Origin of the sequence: Nonomuraea sp. K271, from assembly GCF_009908215.1 — a bacterium.
In the GTDB taxonomy this organism is placed as follows: domain Bacteria; phylum Actinomycetota; class Actinomycetes; order Streptosporangiales; family Streptosporangiaceae; genus Nonomuraea; species Nonomuraea longispora.
On record NZ_JAAAHR010000198.1, the window covers coordinates 1 to 16987 of the forward strand.

At 72.6% G+C, this 16987-nt stretch carries 16 protein-coding genes; 13 read left to right on the top strand and 3 right to left on the bottom strand.

Translation table 11 applies throughout. The features are described from left to right. The 12 genes from GUY59_RS40895 to GUY59_RS40950 all read left to right on the top strand — a co-directional run. On the top strand, positions 1–329 hold a 329-nt coding region (locus tag GUY59_RS40895), incomplete at its 5' end, for a ThuA domain-containing protein (protein WP_201761945.1). Continuing rightward, a complete protein-coding gene (locus GUY59_RS40900; protein WP_138206415.1) occupies positions 326–1414 on the top strand; it encodes a Gfo/Idh/MocA family protein in 1089 nt (362 codons plus the stop codon). The genes GUY59_RS40895 and GUY59_RS40900, both read left to right, overlap by 4 nt. A gap of 284 nt (positions 1415–1698) precedes the next feature. Then, a complete protein-coding gene (locus tag GUY59_RS40905) occupies positions 1699–2481 on the top strand; it encodes a GntR family transcriptional regulator (protein ID WP_138206417.1) in 783 nt (260 codons plus the stop codon). After that, entirely contained in the window at positions 2478–3731 is a 1254-nt protein-coding gene (locus GUY59_RS40910; protein WP_138206419.1) for an ABC transporter substrate-binding protein, read from the top strand. Before GUY59_RS40905 ends, GUY59_RS40910 begins: the two co-directional genes overlap by 4 nt. Continuing rightward, complete coding sequence (locus tag GUY59_RS40915; RefSeq protein WP_138206421.1) at positions 3728–4645, top strand: carbohydrate ABC transporter permease; 918 nt, start codon at positions 3728–3730, stop codon at positions 4643–4645. The genes GUY59_RS40910 and GUY59_RS40915 overlap by 4 nt, the downstream gene beginning before the upstream one ends. After that, positions 4638–5411 (top strand): carbohydrate ABC transporter permease, encoded by a 774-nt coding sequence (locus GUY59_RS40920; protein WP_138206423.1) that lies wholly within the window; start codon positions 4638–4640, stop codon positions 5409–5411. Before GUY59_RS40915 ends, GUY59_RS40920 begins: the two co-directional genes overlap by 8 nt. Next, a complete protein-coding gene (locus GUY59_RS40925; RefSeq protein ID WP_138206425.1) occupies positions 5408–7483 on the top strand; it encodes a GH36-type glycosyl hydrolase domain-containing protein in 2076 nt (691 codons plus the stop codon). The genes GUY59_RS40920 and GUY59_RS40925 overlap by 4 nt, the downstream gene beginning before the upstream one ends. Then, positions 7477–8340: an ROK family protein gene (locus GUY59_RS40930; protein ID WP_132338327.1), complete on the top strand. Its 864-nt coding sequence runs from the start codon at positions 7477–7479 to the stop codon at positions 8338–8340. Before GUY59_RS40925 ends, GUY59_RS40930 begins: the two co-directional genes overlap by 7 nt. After that, positions 8337–9107, top strand: a complete 771-nt coding sequence (locus GUY59_RS40935; RefSeq protein WP_201761946.1) for a sugar isomerase domain-containing protein — start codon at positions 8337–8339, stop codon at positions 9105–9107. The genes GUY59_RS40930 and GUY59_RS40935 overlap by 4 nt, the downstream gene beginning before the upstream one ends. Continuing rightward, positions 9104–9790, top strand: a complete 687-nt coding sequence (locus GUY59_RS40940; RefSeq protein WP_138206427.1) for an SDR family oxidoreductase — start codon at positions 9104–9106, stop codon at positions 9788–9790. The genes GUY59_RS40935 and GUY59_RS40940 overlap by 4 nt, the downstream gene beginning before the upstream one ends. A 13-nt stretch (positions 9791–9803) precedes the next feature. Then, positions 9804–11030, top strand: a complete 1227-nt coding sequence (locus tag GUY59_RS40945) for an FAD-dependent oxidoreductase (protein ID WP_138206429.1) — start codon at positions 9804–9806, stop codon at positions 11028–11030. Continuing rightward, complete coding sequence (locus GUY59_RS40950; RefSeq protein WP_138206431.1) at positions 11027–11947, top strand: phosphotriesterase family protein; 921 nt, start codon at positions 11027–11029, stop codon at positions 11945–11947. The genes GUY59_RS40945 and GUY59_RS40950 overlap by 4 nt, the downstream gene beginning before the upstream one ends. A gap of 3 nt (positions 11948–11950) precedes the next feature. On the opposite strand, the gene GUY59_RS40955 is transcribed toward GUY59_RS40950, so the two are convergent. After that, positions 11951–12790 (bottom strand): alpha/beta hydrolase family protein, encoded by an 840-nt coding sequence (locus GUY59_RS40955; RefSeq protein WP_138206433.1) that lies wholly within the window; start codon positions 12788–12790, stop codon positions 11951–11953. A gap of 218 nt (positions 12791–13008) precedes the next feature. Between GUY59_RS40955 and GUY59_RS47985 the strand changes: the two genes are divergently transcribed. Beyond that, entirely contained in the window at positions 13009–13179 is a 171-nt protein-coding gene (locus GUY59_RS47985) for a hypothetical protein (RefSeq protein ID WP_201761947.1), read from the top strand. An 8-nt stretch (positions 13180–13187) separates the two neighbouring features. Here the strand turns inward: GUY59_RS47985 and GUY59_RS40965 are convergent, their stop codons facing one another. Next, complete coding sequence (locus GUY59_RS40965) at positions 13188–14705, bottom strand: DUF4185 domain-containing protein (protein WP_138206435.1); 1518 nt, start codon at positions 14703–14705, stop codon at positions 13188–13190. Positions 14706–14865: 160 nt separating this feature from the next. Beyond that, positions 14866–16987 (bottom strand): GH92 family glycosyl hydrolase (locus GUY59_RS40970; protein WP_201761948.1); only part of this gene is annotated, 2122 nt, incomplete at its 5' end.

Consider the following 16987-nt stretch of genomic DNA (forward strand, 5'->3'; position numbering starts at 1 on the left):
TCCCCCACCCCATCGACATCCCCGCCCAGGAGATGTACGGCGAGCAGTTCGACATCCCGGCCCCCGACGAGCTGATCTTCATCAGCTCGTTCACCGGCGGCGAGGTGTTCCGCAGCGGCTGCACCTTCCGCCGCGGCAACGGCAGGATCTTCTACTTCAGCCCCGGCGACCAGGACTACCCCGTCTACCACCACCCGGACGTGCTGCACGTCATCGCCAACGGAACCGAGTGGGCGGCCGCCGACCCCCCACGACGCGAACCACCGGTCCTGCACCGCTCCGAGGAGGGCGCCTTCGGCGCGGGCCCCGGCCACCGGGGCGCGAAGTGAGCGCCGCCACGAGCCCTGCGCGGCCCCTGCGCGTGGTCCAGGTCGGGGCGGGCGCGATGGGCCGGGTCTGGCTGCGCACCCTGACCGCGTCCGAGGACGTCGACCTCGTCGGGGTGGCCGACCTCGACGTCGAGCGGGCGCGGGCCGCCGTACGCGCCGCCGGGGCCGACGACGCCAAGGTCGGCGTCTCGCTCGGCGACCTGCTCGCCGACACCGCGCCGGACGCCGTCGTGAACGTCACCGTCCCGGCCGCCCACAGCGACGTGAACATCGAGGCCCTCTTCGCCGGGATCCCCGTCCTGTGCGAGAAACCCGCCGCGCCGACCCTGGCCGAGGCGGTCGTCCAGGTCGCCGCCGCCGAGGCGACCGGCCGGCTGCTGATGGTCAGCCAGTCGCGCCGCTACTACGCCGCCCTGGAGGAATACCGCCGGCGCATCGCCGAACTCGGCACGCCCGGCCTGCTCACGACCGGCTTCTTCCGCGGCGAGCGCTTCGGCGGCTTCCGCGACGTGATGGAACAGCCGCTGCTCGTGGACATGGCCATCCACCCCTTCGACGCGGCCCGTCACCTCCTCGGCGCGGAGCCCATCTCGGTCATGTGCGAGACCTGGAACCCCGCCTGGAGCTGGTACCACGGCGACGCCTCCGCGACCGCGACGTTCCTGTTCGACGGCGGCACCCGCTACGTCTACACCGCCTCCTGGTGCGCGGAGGGGCTGGAGACCCCCTGGAACGGCCAGTGGCGGGCCACCGGCCCCGGAGGCAGCGTCACCTGGGACGGCGAGCACCGCGTCACCTCCAGTACCGGCGGCCCGTCGGACGTGCCCCCGGGCACCCACGAGGAGATCGCGGGGGCGCTCGCGGAGTTCGTCGCGGCCCTGCGTACGGGCGCGGAGTCGTCAGGGGCGATCGCCCGCAACATCCGGTCCCTGGCCATGGTGGAGGCGGCGGTGCGATCGGCGGAGTCGGGCGCCCGGGTGCACATCGGGGAACTGCTGGACCAGGCCCACCGCGACGCGCTGGCCCTGCCCGTCAGGGACGAGATTCGCGCCCGCCTGGAAGCCTCGGCACCTCCGCCCGGCTGACGGTCCGCCCTTCACCGGGCTGGCGACGGCGCGGGCCTACCGCGAGCCGGTGGTCACGCTCGCCTACTCCGCGCAGAGCGTGGACGGCCGCACTCCGCCACCGACAACCGGGCCTCCTCGGCCGGTGAGGGCTTCGACCCGAATGCCGGCGGCTACGTCGGACGCCGTGCAGCGGCCGGCCTGATCGATCATTCAACGAACTTGGAAGCGTGCCCATTGACAGGCGTGCACGCCGGCCGAAAAGATACGGTCGTCCGTACAACTTCGTGGGTGTGAGGCACCGGATGACCGACATCGACTGGGCGCGGCGGCTGGCTCTGGAACCCGGCGCCGCCGTGCCGCTCTACTACCAGCTGCGCGAGCGCCTGCGCGCGGTGATCAGCGAGTGCGAGCCCGACACCCCGATCCCGGCCGAGAAGGACCTCATGGCCTTCGCGGGGGTCAGCCGGGCCACCGCGCGGCGGGCGATCGGCGATCTGGTGCAGGAGGGGCTGCTGGTGGCCCGGCAGGGCAGCGGCACCTACACCGCCCCGGCCGGCGTCACCTCCGAGCTGGGCTCACGGCCGGCCGGCTTCACCGAGACGATGGCGCGGCTGGGCCGCAAGCCGACCACGCGGGTGCTGGAGGCGCGCATGCAGCCGTGCGCCGCCGACCTCGCCCCCGCCCTCGGCCTGGAGGCCGGCGCGGGGATCGTCTTCATCGAACGCATCAGGATGCTCGACGACGAGCCCTGCATGATCGAGAGCGCCCATCTGCCCGCCGAGCTGGTGCCCGGCATCCTCGCCCAGGACCTGACCGGCTCGCTCTACGGCCTGCTGCGGCTGAAGTACGGCCTGAGCCCGGCCTCCGGCAAGGAGACGATCGGTGCGGTCAACGCCGACTACCGCCTGGCCGGGCTGCTGCACGTGCCCATGGCCGCCGCCCTGCTGGCCACCGCACGCTCGACGGTCACCGAAGGCGGGCTGCCGCTCGAATACACGATCCGCCACGCCAGGGGCGACCTCACGGTGTTCTCCGTCGAGCTCAACGACGCGAAGAACGCCCTGATGGGTCAGGGGCCGACATGAACCGTGTGTCCAGGCGGAGCCTGCTCGCCGCCGCCGCGCTCGCGCCCGTGCTGGCCGCGTGCGGCGGCCGGGAGGACAAGCCCCAGGCCCCCGCCGACGGTGTGCCGCGCGGCGACCTGTCGGTCTGGCTGCACCAGACGCGGGCCTACGACGCGGTCTTCACCCCGCTGGTCGAGAAGTACACGCGGGAGTTCCCCGAGGTCGGCGTGAAGCCGCTCTTCATCCCGGTGGCCCAGCTCGACACCAAGCTGCTCACGGCCTTCACGGGCGGCTCCCCGCCCGACGTGTTCAGGGTCGGCGGCTGGACCATCCCCGGCCACGCCCGCAAGGGCCGCCTGGCGCCCGCGGACCAGTCGCTCAGCAGCGGCTTCGACAAGACGGCCGTCGACTCGCTCACCTACGAGGGCAAGGTGTACGGCGTACCGACCGACTACACCCTCTGCCACCTCTACTACCGCCGCGACCGGTTCGCCGAGGCCGGGCTCGACCCCGACAAGCCGCCCACGACGTGGGAGGAGGTCGCCGACTACAGCAAGCGGCTGACCTCGGCCGACGGGAAGAAGGTCGGCCTGCAGTGGATCCTCGGCAACCCGCAGTGGACGGTCATGCAACTGCTGGCCCTGGTCAAGGGGAAGGGCGGCACGATTCTCAGCCCCGACGGCAGCAGGGCCACGATGGCCACCGAGGCGGGGGTGGAAGCGCTGCGGTTCTACGCCGGCCTGGGGAACGCCAAGCTGTCCAACCCGCTGTCCGCGTTCGGTTTGTTCGCCAGTGGAGAGGCGGCGATGATCGTCTCCGGCCTGTTCGCGATGGACCTGCTGCCGACGCTCGACAAGAAGCTGGAGTTCGGCAAGGTCTACGACATCGCGCCGATGCCGCGCTTCGACGCCGGTCCGGCGGTGGTGCCCGCCTACACCTGGGGCTGGGCGGTGGCGGAGAAGAGCGAGATCCCCCACACGGCCTGGCACTTCATCGACTACCTGCAGCGGCCCGACGTGGCGGCGGAGCAGCTGCGCGACGCGGGCTCGCTCACCCCGATCACGGGCTGGGAGAAGCTCGAAGGCGCCGACCAGAAGGCCATCGAGATCATGGCGGCCTCCGCCCCCGACGCCGACTTCGGCCCGCGGACCCCCGTGTGGGCCGAGATGGCCAAGGCGCTCACCGACGCGGGCGACGCCGTGGCCCACGGGAAGAAGACCCCTGAGCAGGCGGCTCAGGACTTCGACCAGGCGATGCGGCTCGCGCTGTGACAGCCGTCCAACTGCGGATCGGCCGCCCGGCCACGCTGTCAGGCCAGGGACAGAGACGGGCGGAAGGCCGGGCGGGCGGGCTGCTGGCGCTGCCCGCGGCGATCTACTTCGGCGTGTTCTGGCTGCTGCCGTTCCTGTCGGCGGCCTATCTGAGCTTCACCCGCTACGACCTGGCCGGGATGCCGGAGTGGGTCGGCCTGGACAACTACCGCAAGATGGCGGAGGACCCGGGGTTCTGGAACTCCGCCCAGGTCACCCTCGTCTACACGGCGGGCTCGGTCATCCCGTCGATCGTGCTGGCCCTGGCGATCGCCGTGCCGCTGGCGCGACCGGGGCGCCTCAACGGCGTGCTGCGCGGTCTGATGATGATCCCCGCGGTGATGCCGCTGGTGGCCACCTCCGTGGTCTGGCGCATCATCTACGCCGACGGCGGCCCGGCCGACGCCGTGCTCGGCGTCGCGGGGTTCGGCCCGGTGTCCTGGCTGACCGATGACGGGATCGCGCTCTGGGCCCTGGTGATCATGGTCACCTGGAAACACCTCGGGCTCTTCGTGATCATCCTGACGGCAGGGCTCCAGGGGCTGCCGCCCAGCGTGTACGAGGCGGCCGCGCTGGACGGCGCGGGGCCCGTACGCGCCTTCTTCTCGATCACCCTCCCGCTGCTGCGCAGGACCCTGCTCTTCGTGCTGGTCATCGCCGTGGTGGGGTCGATGCAGGCGTTCGTCCCCGCGTTCCTGCTGACCGGCGGAGGACCGGCGGGCGCCACGGAGGTGCTGCCGTACTACATGTGGTCGAACGCCTTCGGCTTCGAGCGCATGGGCTACGCCTCGGCCATGGCCATGGTGCTGCTCGCGGTGCTGGTCGTGCTGTCGCTCGTGCAGTTCCGTTTCCTGCGCGGCGGTGGCGATGACTAGGGTCCTGCTCTGCCTGGTGGTCGCGGTCATGCTGCTGCCCGTCGGCGTCATGGCAGTCGTGGCCTCGGCGCCCGAGGGCGGCGGCGCGGAGTTCAGCCTGTTCGCCAACATCGCCGAGATGTTCGCCGGCGGCGACTTCCCCGTCTACTTCCGCAACAGCCTCATCCTGTCCTTCGGCATCGGCCTGCTCGACGTGCTCTTCGCCGGCGCGAGCGGCTACGCGCTCGCCCGGCTCCGCTTCCGCGGCAAGAAGGTGCTGTTCGTGCTGGTCGTCGGCACGCTGGCGCTCTCCCCCACCGTCGTCATGGTGCCCGTGTACGTGATCGTGCACCAGCTCGGCTGGATCGACACCTACCAGGGCATGATCGTGCCGAGTATGATCAGCGCGTTCGGCGTGTTCCTGGTCCGGCAGTTCGCCCTCGGCCTGCCCGAGGAGTTGCTGCTCGCGGCGCGGGTGGACGGCGCGGGCGAGATCCGAATCTTCGCCACCATCGCCGTCCCGCTGCTGCGGCCCGCGCTGCTGACGCTGTTCCTGCTGCAGTTCCTCACGCAGTGGGACAACCTGCTCTGGCCGATGCTCGTCGCCAACGACCCGGCGCTGTGGCCGCTGCCGGTCGGGATCTCCCAGCTCCAGACCGAGATCGGCTACGACATCCGGCTCATGACCACCGCCGCGCTCGTCACCGCGGTGCCGCCGATCGTCCTCATGTTCTTCCTCCAGCGCTACTACGTCGCCGGACTGACCCTCGGGGGTGTCAAGAAGTGACCGCCTTCGGCGAGTGGACGCTCGTCCACGGCCTGCCCGCGTTCTCGTACACGATGGACCAGGAGCGCGACCCGCGCGCGTCGTGGGACCCGATCCTCGATCCGCCGACCCGGCGGCACGTCGTCCACCTGGGCAACCGGCGCATCACGCTGGTGGCCGACAACTACGGGCGCTGCGACCTGTTCGACGAGCACACCGGGCTGCGCTGGCTGACCCGAGAGACCGGCGTCGCCACGGCCGGCGGCCTGTCGACCGCCGGGTCCACGACCGAGCGGCTGTTCGGCCCGGCGTTCGCGGTGGTGCGGGTCGCGGACGAGCGGGTCCGGCTGGAGCGCACCGTGCTCTGCCCGGAGGGCGAGCAGCCCTGGGTGCTGATCCGGCTGCGCGTGCGCAACCTGACGGACGAGCCGGTACGCCTGCCGCTGACCGAGGAATGGCACTCCCGTCCGGCCGACGTCCGCCTGATCAGCGGCCCGGCGCCGGTCCCCGACCCCGGACTCGAACTGGAGCTGCTCGGCGGCGAACGCACCCGCGCGGGACGTCTCACGATCCCCCTCGACCTGGAACCGGGCGGCGAGCGGACCGTCGAGCTGCGCTACGGCCTGCTCGGCGAGGACGCGCAGGAGATCGGCGGCACCGAGGAGAGCCTCGCCGGGCTGGCCGCGCGGCTGCCCCGGGCACACGCGGGCCAGGCTCCCGAGGCCGAGCGCGAGGTGCCCTGGCACGCGGCGCTGCTGACCGGCGGCGCCTGCGCCGACGGTGTGCTCGGCGGCCACACCCTCGACCAGGGTTCGTGCTACTCCTTCCGGCACGGGTTCAACGGGGCCGCGCGCGACCCGCTCCAGCACGCGCTGCCCCTCGTGTACACCGAGCCCGACCTGGCCCTGTCCGTGCTGCGCAACACCTGCGCCTGGGCGAGCCCCGACGGCGACCTGCCGTACGCGCTGGGGCCGGACAAGTCACCGTGGACCGACCTGTTCCGGCCGTCCGACCAGAACCTGTGGGCGTTGTGGCTGGCCGCCGAGTACCTGGCCGCGACCGGGGACGTGGCCCCGTTCGGCGCGGACGTGCCCTTCCACCCGGTGCACGACGCGCCGCCCGTGCCGCTGGGGGAGCACCTGCGACGGCAGTTCCGCTTCTTCGCCGACGTGGTGGGGCGCGGCGACCACGGGCATGTGCGCATCCTCAACGCCGACTGGAACGACCTGGCGATCTCCAGGAGCGGCGCACCCGCCGAGGACATGGTCGAACGCGGCGAGTCGGTGCTCAACTCCGCGATGGCGGCCTGGGTGCTGCCCCGCTACGCGGCGCTGGCCGAGCGGCTCGGCGACCACGCGACCGGCAAGGAGGCGCGCGAGCTGGGCGCGACCCTGCGCGACCTGGTGGCCGGCGAGTGGACCGGACGCTGGTTCCGCCGCGCCTACGGCCCGGGCGTGGTGGTCGGGGAGGACGACCTGTGGCTGGAGGTCCAGCCGTGGGCGATCCTCTGCGGGGCCGCCACGCCGGACCGGGCCCGCGAACTGCTGACCACGATCGAGACCACGGCCGCCGCCGGATCGCCCCTGGGCGCCCGCGTACGCTGGCCCGCCCTGCCGGGCGGCAAGGCCGGGGACGGCGCGGTCTGGTACGCGATCAACATGACGCTCATCTGGGCCGCCGCCGAGCACGCCCCCGAACTGGGCTGGTCGTGGTGGCGGCGGATGTCGCTGGCCTCCCACGCGGCGGCCTACCCGGAGGTGTGGGAGGGCACGCTGTCCGGCCCCGACGCCTACCTGCCGCCCGAGGCGGCCCGCCCTGGCCGCACCTGGGACCTGGCCGACCTCGGCGTCGCCATGCAGGCCTACCCGGTGGCCAACCTGCACGCGCACGCCCAGCCGCTACTGGCCTACCTGCGGCTGCTGGGCGTCGTACCGGACGGGTCGGGCCGCCTTCACGTCGGTGGCGGCGCGTCGTTCGAGAGCCGGGCGCTGACCGTCACGCCGGACGGGCACGGGCGGCTCGCGGCCACCGGCCCGGTGGAACTGATCACCCCGTCCGGCTCCGTGTCCGGAGCGGGACCGCTCACGTGGTGACGCGGCTCGGGGTCGACGTCGGGGGCACCACCGTGAAGTGGGCGATGCTCGGCGCGGACCACGAGGTGCTCGGCTCGGGCTCCGCGCCGACGCCGCCAGGGCCGGGCGCGGTGGTGGAGCTGGCGCGCGGGCTCGTACGTGAGGGCGTGACGAGCATCGGGATCGGCCTGCCCGGCCACGTCGACCGGGCCGCGGGGATCGCCCGGTTCGTGCCCAACCCGCCGGGCGACTGGACGGATTTCCCCGTCGGGCCGCAACTGAGCGCCGGCACCGGGCTGCCGGTCGCCGTGGTCAACGACGCCCGCGCGTTCGCGCTGGCCGAGCTCCGCACGGGCGCCGCCCGAGGCAGGTCGGACGTGCTGTTCGCGGTGCTCGGGACGGGCGTCGGCGGCGCGGTGGCGCTGGGCGGCGAGATCCTCGCGGGGCCCCGCGACAACCTGGGCGAGGTCGGCCACATCACGGCCGACCCCTCAGGGCCGCCGTGCTGCTGCGGCAACCGGGGCTGCGTCGAGACGTACGCAGCGGCCCCGGCGATCGTGCGGGGACTCGACGGCTTCGCCACCGCCGCCGCCGTCGCGGCGGCGGCACGGTCGGGCGACCGGGAGGCCGCGGCGGCGATGAGCCGGGCCGGCCGGGCGCTGGGAGTGGCGCTCGGCGACGCGGCGGCGCTGCTCGGGATAGGGACGATCGTCGTCGGAGGCGGAGTGGCCGGGGCGCTCGACCTCATGCTGAGCGCCATGCGCGACGAGTTCGAGCGGAGACGTCCGCTCATCGGTGACGTGACGGTGTCGCCCGCCGCGCTCGGCCCGTGGGCCGGGGCGATCGGCGCGGCGCTCTATGGAGGTGAGCCGCAGTGAAGTGGATCAGGCAGGCGATGGAGCTGCTCGGGGAGATCGAGCGTACGCAGGAGGAGCCGATCGCCGCCGCCGCCGGCATCGCGGCGCGGGTGATCGGCGGCGGGGGAGTGGTGCACACGTTCGGGACCGGGCACTCGCGCATGGGCGTGGAGGAGTTGTTCCCCCGTTACGGCTCCTACCCCGGTTTCCACCCCGTCGTGGAGTTGTCGACGACGTTCTACACCCAGGTCGCGGGGGCGAACGGGATGCGGCAGGCGATGTTCATCGAGCGGGTCGAGGGGCTGGCCGAGCAGATCCTGGCCAACTACGAGCTGCGGCCGACGGACGCGGCGATCGTGTTCAGCGTCAGCGGCCTCAACGCGGTCCCGATCGAGATGGCCATGGGGCTGCGCAAGGCGGGCGTGCCCGTCGTCGCGGTGACGTCGTCGCGGGAGACGTACGCGGTCGAGCCTGGCCATCCGAGCGGCACCCGGCTGGCCGACCACGCCGACGTGGTGATCGACCTGCGCACGCCCGTGGGCGACGCGTTGTGCCGGGTCGAGGGGCTGGCCGAGCCGGTCGGGCCGGGCAGCACGCTGGCGGTGGTCGCCGTGGTCAACGAGATCAAGGTCCGTACGGCGGAGCTGCTCGCGGAGGACGGCCTGGTGCCGCCGGTGATCTCCAGCGCCAAGCTCGTCGGCCGGGAGCGCTCCGACGAGCTGTTCGAGGCCGCCTACCTGGAGCACGCGCGCCGGGCCTGCCAGGTGCTGAGGAAGCCGGGCGCATGACCGTCGTGGTGGCGGGGGCCGCCGGCGGCATCGGCCGGGCCTGTGTGGAGGCGGTGCGGGCGGCGGGCGGCCAGGTCTTCGGCGCCGACCTCGACAACGACCTGGACATCACCCGGCCGGGCGGGGCCGAGCAGGCCATCGCCCAGGCCTCGGCGTACGGGAAGATCACCGGGGTCGTGCACGCGGTCGGCATGTCCGGCAGGGCGCTGGGCGACGGCGGCGTCACCGCGTGTGGCGACGAGGCGTGGGACGAGGTGCACCGCGTCAACCACACGTCGGTGTTCCGGCTGCTGCGCGCGGCCATCCCCGCGATGGAGGAGGGCGGGTCGATCGTGGTGGTCGGCTCGGCACTGGGCACCACGCTCGACGACGACTTCCACACCGTCGCCTACGCCTCGTCCAAGGGGGCGCTCATCCCGCTGATCAGGTCGGCCGCCCGCGAGACGGCGCCGCGCGGGGTGCGGATCAACCTGGTCTCCGCCGGCCTGGTGGCCACCCCCATGAGCCGCCGCGCGCAGAACGACCGCGCCATCCAGGCCAGGCTGCCCGAGCTCATGCCGCTGGGGGCCAGGCTCTGCACCCCTGAGGACATCGCCGCCGCCGTGCTCTGGCTGTTGTCGCCCGCGGCAGGGCGTACGACAGGAGCCGTCATCCCCGTCGACGGCGGCTGGCATCTGCGATGAGAGGAACGCTGCGGTGAACGTGCTGTGGGAAGGCGACGTGATCGTCGCGGGAGGAGGCAGCGCGGGGTGCGCCGCCGCGGTGGCGGCCGCCAGGTCCGGCGCCCGCTGCCTCCTGGTGGAGAGCGCCGGATACCTCGGCGGCACCGGCGCGGCGGTGCTCGACACCTTCTACGGCTTCTACGCGCCGGGGCCCACGTCCCCGAGGGTGGTCGGCGGCATCGGGTGGGAGGTGTGCGAGCGGCTGTTCGCCACCGGGTCGGCGTTCGAGCGGCCCAACACCTACGGGGCGGGGACGGGGGTCACGTACGAGCCCGAGGCGCTCAAGCTGGTGTGGGACGAGCTCACCGCCGGCGTCACCGTCCTCCTGCACGCCCGGGTCTGCGGGACGGGCGACGAGGTGGAGACCGTCGCCGGGCGGTTCGCGATCAGGGCGCCGGTGCTGGTCGACGCCACAGGGGACGCGGAGGTCGCCTGGCGGGCCGGGGCCGCGGTCGAGCGGCCCGGCATGCGGCTGCAGCCGATGACCACGACGTTCCGGCTCGGCGGCGTGGACCTGTCGGCGACCTCGGCGGCCGAGCTGCGCGCTCTCATGGAGGAGGCGGGGGACGCCTACGGGCTGCCCCGGCGCGACGGGTCGGTGCACAGGACGGTGCACGACGGCATCGTGCACACCAACCTCACGCGGGTGAGCGGCCTGGATCCCACCGACCCGCTCGACTTGTCGCGGGCCGAGCGTGAGGGGCGGCGGCAGGCGGACGCGTACGTGCGCTTCCTGCGGGAGAAGGTCCCGGGGTACGGCTCCGCCGTGCTGCTGGGCACGTCGATCCGGATCGGGGTGCGGGAGTCCCGACGCCTCAAAGGCCGATATGTCCTGACCGCTGAGGACGTACTGGCCGGGCGGGACCATCCCGACACGATCGCCCGCTGCGGCGCCCCTATCGAGGACCACGACGCGGGAGCGGGGACCCGCTGGGAGTACGTCCGCGACCACGGCACCTACGGCATCCCCTACCGCTGCCTGCTGCCCGCCGCCGAGGCCCTCGGCCTGGTCGTGGCGGGGCGATCCCTGTCCGCGACCCACGACGCGCACGCCTCCGCCCGCTCGATGGGGCAGTGCATGGCCATGGGGGAGGCCGCGGGCACGGCCGCCGCCCTCGCGGTGGAGAGCGCGGCGGAACCGGCGGACGTCGACGTGGACGTCCTGCGCGGCAGGCTGCGCGCGAACGGAGCCATCCTGTGACGGTCCGCACCGTGCTGGGCGACGTCGAGGAGCTCGGCGTCACCTACTCCCACGAGCACCTGTTCATGACCGGCGGCTGGCCCGTGCGCAACGAGCCCGACTACCGGCTCGACTCGCTGGAGGCCGCCGTCGCGGAGGTCACGGCGGCGCGACGGCACGGGCTCGACGCCGTCGTGGAGATGACCCCGCTGGGCTTCGGCCGCGCCCCCCGGCTGATGCGGGCGCTCTCCGAGCGCACCGGCCTGCACGTGGTGGCCGTGACCGGCTTCCACAAGAGCACGTACTACAGCGACGCGCACTGGCTGCACCACTACGACGCCGACGAGATCGCCCGTCTGCTGGTCTCGGAGATCGAGGAGGGCATGGACGAGCTCGGCCTGGTCGGACCGATCGTGCGGCGCTCGCCCGCGCGGGCCGGCGCCATCAAGCTCGCCGCCGGCTACCACCGGCTGCCGCACGTCCGGCTGATCAGCGCCGTCGCCCAGGCCGCGCGCCGCACCGGCGCCCCGGTCGTCACCCACTGCGACAAGGGCACGATGGGGCACGAGCTGCTGGACGCGCTGGACGTCGACCGGGTGGTGCTCGGGCACATCGACCACAACCCCGACCCCGGCTATCTCGTCTCGCTGGCGGAGCGGGGCGCCTACCTCGCCTTCGACCGGCCGGGCCGGGTCAAGTACGGGCCGGACAGCGACGTCGTGGCGCTGGTCGAGGCTCTCGCGGGGCGGGGGCTCGGGCACCGGTTGTTGTTCGGCATGGACCTCGCCCGCAGGTCCTACTGGCCGAGTCTCGGCGGCGGGCCCGGTTTGACGTACCTGCTGGAGAGGTTCGTGCCGCGGCTGGAGGCCGCGGGGCTCGGCGAGGTGGCGCGGGCGGCGCTGACGGGCAACGCCGCCGCGGCCTTCGCGATCGGCTGAGGCTCAGGGGAGGTTCTTCTGGGCGGCGTTGTTCCAGGAGGCGTTGGTGCCGATCTCCGGGGTGGAGCCGGCGAAGGCGCCGCGGGCGTAGGTGTCGCCCTGGAGGGTGTACATCAGCCAGGCGGTCAGGTAGCCGAGGAAGCCGCCGCCGTCGCCCTGGATCGTGTTGTGCCCGGCCCCCTTGAGCATGGCCTTGGCGGCGGGGCCGGGGACGGCCTGGTAGTAGGCGCGGATCGCCGAGTGCGGGGAGATGATGCCGTCCTGGGTGCCGCTGAGGAAGAGCACGGGGCAGTCGAGCTGGTCCACGTGGAACGCGTCGTCCGGGTCGACCCAGATCGGGGCGGGCAGCGCTATCGGCACGACCGACGAGATCAGGCCGCCCGACTTGGTGGCCGTGTTGACGGAGCCGCCCGCGCCCTGCGAGTGGCCGACGGCGCCGACCCTGCCGACGTCGAGCTTGCCGTGGAACACGCTGGAGGAGTCGCCGTTCCTGGCCACCAGGTATTCCGCGGCGTCGATCATCTCCGCGCCGGTGCCCGTCGTCGTGTCCGTCGTGGCGATCACCACGAACCCCCAGGAGGCGAGCTGGTCGAGCACTCCCGGATACTGGGTAGGCACGGCGTCCGTGCCGTTGCCCCAGGTGACGATGGGGTGTTCGACGCCTCCTTCGCCCAGGTCGGCCGGGTAGTGGATGCGATAGCCGGCGGCGACGTCGGCGGCGACGTCGGCGGTGGCCACCTCCCATGGCCCGGCTGCCGCGTAGTGGGCCTCGATCGTGTCGGCGGCCCGCGCTGGGGAGACCAGGACCCCCAGGAGCAGCACCACGGCGGCCATGAGCTTCATGCACCCTCCACAAGACGTACGGATGACCGTATCTTTCGCTTCGCCAGCCACCCTGTCAACACGTTTGACGGCGCACACGCTATCCACCCGCGCCGCAGGCCGCTCGGCGCGCTGGTCCGTCCCGAGCACCTGGAGATCGTGCGCGACTGGGACGTCGTCGGCATGCGGGGCACCGGCTCGTACGGCCTTGTCGCCGAGGACGTCGAGAACGGCAGGGAGTGGACGTTCATCCGCGGCGGCGAGCCGCGATCTACCACGACCATTCCCTGCACGCCCTGCTCGGCGACGCGCTGGTGCCGCAGGAGCACGCCTTCCTGAACCCGGCGATGTACGACGCCGCGGGCGCCGTCCTCATGGGCCGCCCGCCGACCGCCCCCGCCTTCCGCTGAGGAGGCGGTCAGGAGGCCACCAGCGAGAACTCGTCGGCCTGCAGCCACATGTCGCCGTTGTCGGTCCAGATGCCCGCGAACACCTCGACCGAGGTGCGCGAACCGCTGTCGAAGGTGACGGTGAACGGGGTCCACGCGTTCACCGCCCGGAAGTTGACCTCCTTGACCGGTGCTCCTCCCGGCACCCGTACGCCGAAGAAGCCGTTGTCGTTGTTCGGTGACGTCCGCAACCATCCGGTGAGGGTGTAGGTGGTGTCCGGTTCGACCTCGACCACCTGGTGCAGGTCGTGCCAGCCGCTGTTGTGGCGGGCGAACCCGTTGCGGTCGCCGGTGAAGCCCCAGGTGGCCTGGTCGATGCCGCAGTTGCCGTGGCAGGCCCACGGCGCGGCCGGCGATCCCGCGCTCTGCCGTTCGAAGCCGGGGTCCCTGACCCGGTTGGGGTTGGTGATGCCGGCGTCGGGGGTGAGCGTGATCCTCGTCAGGTACACGTTGTACGGCGTCCACTGCGACAGCGCGAGGTACAGGTCGGGTCCCGACGACCACGGGTGCATGAAGCCGCCGTACAGGCCGGGGTAGTCGGCCGAACTGGCGACGACCGCGGGCGCGCTCCACGGGCCCGTGGGCTCGGGCGCGGACCTCAGCACGATGTCGCTGCCCTGCAGGTAGGTCATCAGCCACCTGCCGGTGAAGTCGTTGTAGGCGACCGACAATTCGCCTGCGGGGGCGGGTACGACCGGCGCGGCGGCGGTGTCGGGCCCGCTCTGCCAGGCGGTGCCCGTCCAGTACCGGTAGGCGTCCTTGGACAGCACCTGATCCTCGGGGACCCGCGCGAGGTGCACGGCTCCCGCGCGGCCGTTCGGCGTGCCGTACAGGTAGACGAACCCGTCCCTGCGGACGAGCGCGGCCATCTGGAAACGGTCGGCGCCGCCGGGGTTGTCCCACCGGGGTCCGCCCTCGGTCGTCCAGGTCTGCCCGTTGTCATCGGAGAAGGCGATCCCGGCGTAGTTGGTGTCCCACTGCCCGGGAGGTCCCCAGTGGCGTACGGACATGTAGGCGAGGTACTGGCGCGACCCCACGGACACGCCGGCGGTGGGGATGACGGTGATCTCGTCGCCGTCGACCTTCCTGCTCGGGATGAGTTCCTTGGCGTGCCCCTGGCGGTCGGTGGCCGCGCTGGAGAACGTCATGCCGTCGGACAGGTCACGGTCGGTGCTGCGCAGCAGCACCTGGCTGCGCCAGTCGCCGCCGTTGGCGCCCGGCGGCTCCCAGTCGGCGCCGAACGTGTCACCGAAGGCGGCGAGCACCTCCCCGCCGCCGTTGTCCCACATGATGCCGAGGTCGGTGGCCTTCACCTGCCAGGTGCCGGGGGTGTCGCTGAGGGAGCCGGGGCCGGTCAGCTTGCCGACCACGACCGCGGGCGACCTGGCCGTGGTCGCCTGCGCCGGCAGGGGGGCCGTCCCTCCCAGGGCCACGAGCAGGAGCAGCGCGCTCCCCGTCGGCGCCCAGGCGCGTGAGCCGAGCCTCATCTGCCATCACCTCCGCAGGTGAAATCGATTTCCCACATTCTGGGGCGAGCGGCGGTGATCGTCAAGAGCGCAGCGTGGGCTGATCGACTTGGGTGCGTACGTGTGAACGTTCCACTTGCTCGCGGCGGCCACCCCGGCCGGGTGGCCGCCGCTTCACCCGTCAGGCCCGCGTACGGTCCAACTCCAGGCGTACCCTGGCCAGCCAGGACCCCCAGCCGTCGTCCGGCCGGCTGTCACCGATGCGCAGGTAGAACCCCGGAGAGTCGCCCCGCAGGTCGGCCAGGTCGAACGTGTGCTCCGCCCGGTTGGACCGGTCGCGCACGTCGCCCTCCTCCCGCAGCACCGTCCGCCAGGTCCGCTGGTCGGTCGAGACCTCCACCAGGTAGTGGTTGGCGATGTCGAGGGTCAGCGACCCGCCCGTGACCTGGGCGGGCAGCTCGAACCGGTAGGTGGCGTGGCTGTCGCCGTCGGTGAAACGGGCACGCCCGTCGTGCACCTCGCCGTCGAGCTTCGACCCGCCCGCGTCCAGGAGCCAGGGCTCCTCGGCCGGGGTGCCGGGCGTGAACTCCACGGTGTCGCCGATCAGCGTGATCGCCACCTGCTCCCCGGCCGACCCCTGGCCGGAGGTGGCGGCGAGCCTGACCGCGTGGCTGCCGGGACCGGCCGTCGCCGGCACCGCCACCTCGAACGTCAGGGTCTGGGACGCGCCCGGCGCGAGGGGCCCGAAGCGGGCGGAGGCGGGCCGGACCGTCCAGCCCTCCGGCCCGGTGGCGGTGAGCCGCCCGCTCGCGGGCCTGGTGCCGTGGTTGCCCACGGTCGCGGAGAGCTTCACGGTCTCGCCGGGGGCGGCGAAGACCCCGGAGCTCTCGACGACCAGCGTCGATGTGCCGGGCGGCTCGTGAGCGAGCAGCTCCACCTCCGCCAGCGACACCGTCCTGCCGTCGGTGAACCTGAGCCGGTAATGGGGGTACGCGCTCGGACTGGTGATCTTGAACGGACGCGTCTGCGACCGCCACCGGAAGCTCTCGCCCGCCCGCTTGTCGATCGACTTCCACGCGTTGCCGTCCTTGGAGCCCTCCAGGACCCACCCGGACGGATCCTGGACGGGATCACCCGAGCCGGACGTCAGCGTGTAGTAGCGCGCCGTGCGCTCGCCGTCGAAGGAGTACCGCACCCACTCGGGCAGCGTCGCCCCGGTGGCCGAGTCGTCGTCGAACAGCGCGCTCACGTCCGCGTCGCCGGGCGCCGACGCCGTGCCGCGCCCCGGGCCCGTGAGGTCGTGCAGCGGCGTCGGGACCCGGTCGTCGCCGGTGATCGAGGGCGGAGCGGCGTCCTTCCCGGTGCCCCAGCGCGACGGCTTCGGCCCCATCTCGAACACCAGTTCGCCGCCCTTGGCGATCAGGTCATGCGGCAGGTACGTCTTCCCGTACGGCTTGCCGTTGACCTTCAGCCCCTGGACGTACACGTTGCGGGCGCTGTTGCCCGGCGCCTTGATCACCAGCTTCCTGCCGTTCTCCAGGCGCAGGGTCGCCTTCGTGAACAGCGGCGAGCCGATCGCGTAGTAGGGGCTGCCCATCTGCAGCGGGTAGAAGCCGAGGGCGCCGAAGATCTGCCAGGCCGACATCTCCCCGTTGTCCTCGTCTCCCGGGTACCCCTGGCCGATCTCGCTGCCCAGGTACAGCCGCGAGAGCGCCTCGCGCACCTTGGCCTGGGTCTTCCACGGTTGTCCCGCGTAGTCGTACATGTAGGGGATGTGGTGCGAGGGCTGGTTGCTGTGCCCGTACTGGCCCATCCGGATGTCGCGGGCCTCGCGCATCTCGTGGATGATCCCGTTGTACGAGCCGGGGAACAGCGCGGTCTCCTGGTCGTCGAAGAACGCGTCGAGCTTGCCGGCCAGCTTGTCCGCGCCGCCGTACAGGTTGGCCAGGCCGCGGCCGTCCTGCGGCACGTGGAAGGCCATGTTCCAGCCGTTCGTCTCGGTGTAGTCGTGGCCCCAGTCGCGCGGGTCGTACGCGTCCGGCTTGAGCCGGAACGAGCCGTCGGCGCTCCTGCCCTGGAAGAAGCGGACCGCGGGGTCGAACATGTGCACGTAGTTGAGCGCCCGGTTCCTGAAGTACTCGTGCTCCTCCAGGTAGCGGGCGCGCTGCGCGCCCTTCGACCGTTCGGCCAGCGCCTTGGCCATGTTCGCGATGCCGAAGTCGTTGATGTAGCCGTCCATGGCCCACGACATGGCCTCGCCCGTCGACTCCGTGCTCGTGTAGCCGAGGAAGACGGAGGTGGAC

What these genes read in the sequence shown, in the direction of transcription:
- GUY59_RS40905 (WP_138206417.1), top strand. Translation starts at nt 1,699, where the DNA reads ATGACCGACATCGACTGGGCGCGGCGGCTGGCTCTGGAACCCGGCGCC.
- GUY59_RS40910 (WP_138206419.1), top strand. Translation starts at nt 2,478, where the DNA reads ATGAACCGTGTGTCCAGGCGGAGCCTGCTCGCCGCCGCCGCGCTCGCG.
- GUY59_RS40920 (WP_138206423.1), top strand. Translation starts at nt 4,638, where the DNA reads ATGACTAGGGTCCTGCTCTGCCTGGTGGTCGCGGTCATGCTGCTGCCC.
- GUY59_RS40940 (WP_138206427.1), top strand. Translation starts at nt 9,104, where the DNA reads ATGACCGTCGTGGTGGCGGGGGCCGCCGGCGGCATCGGCCGGGCCTGT.
- GUY59_RS40955 (WP_138206433.1), bottom strand. Translation starts at nt 12,790, where the DNA reads ATGAAGCTCATGGCCGCCGTGGTGCTGCTCCTGGGGGTCCTGGTCTCC.
- GUY59_RS40965 (WP_138206435.1), bottom strand. Translation starts at nt 14,705, where the DNA reads ATGAGGCTCGGCTCACGCGCCTGGGCGCCGACGGGGAGCGCGCTGCTC.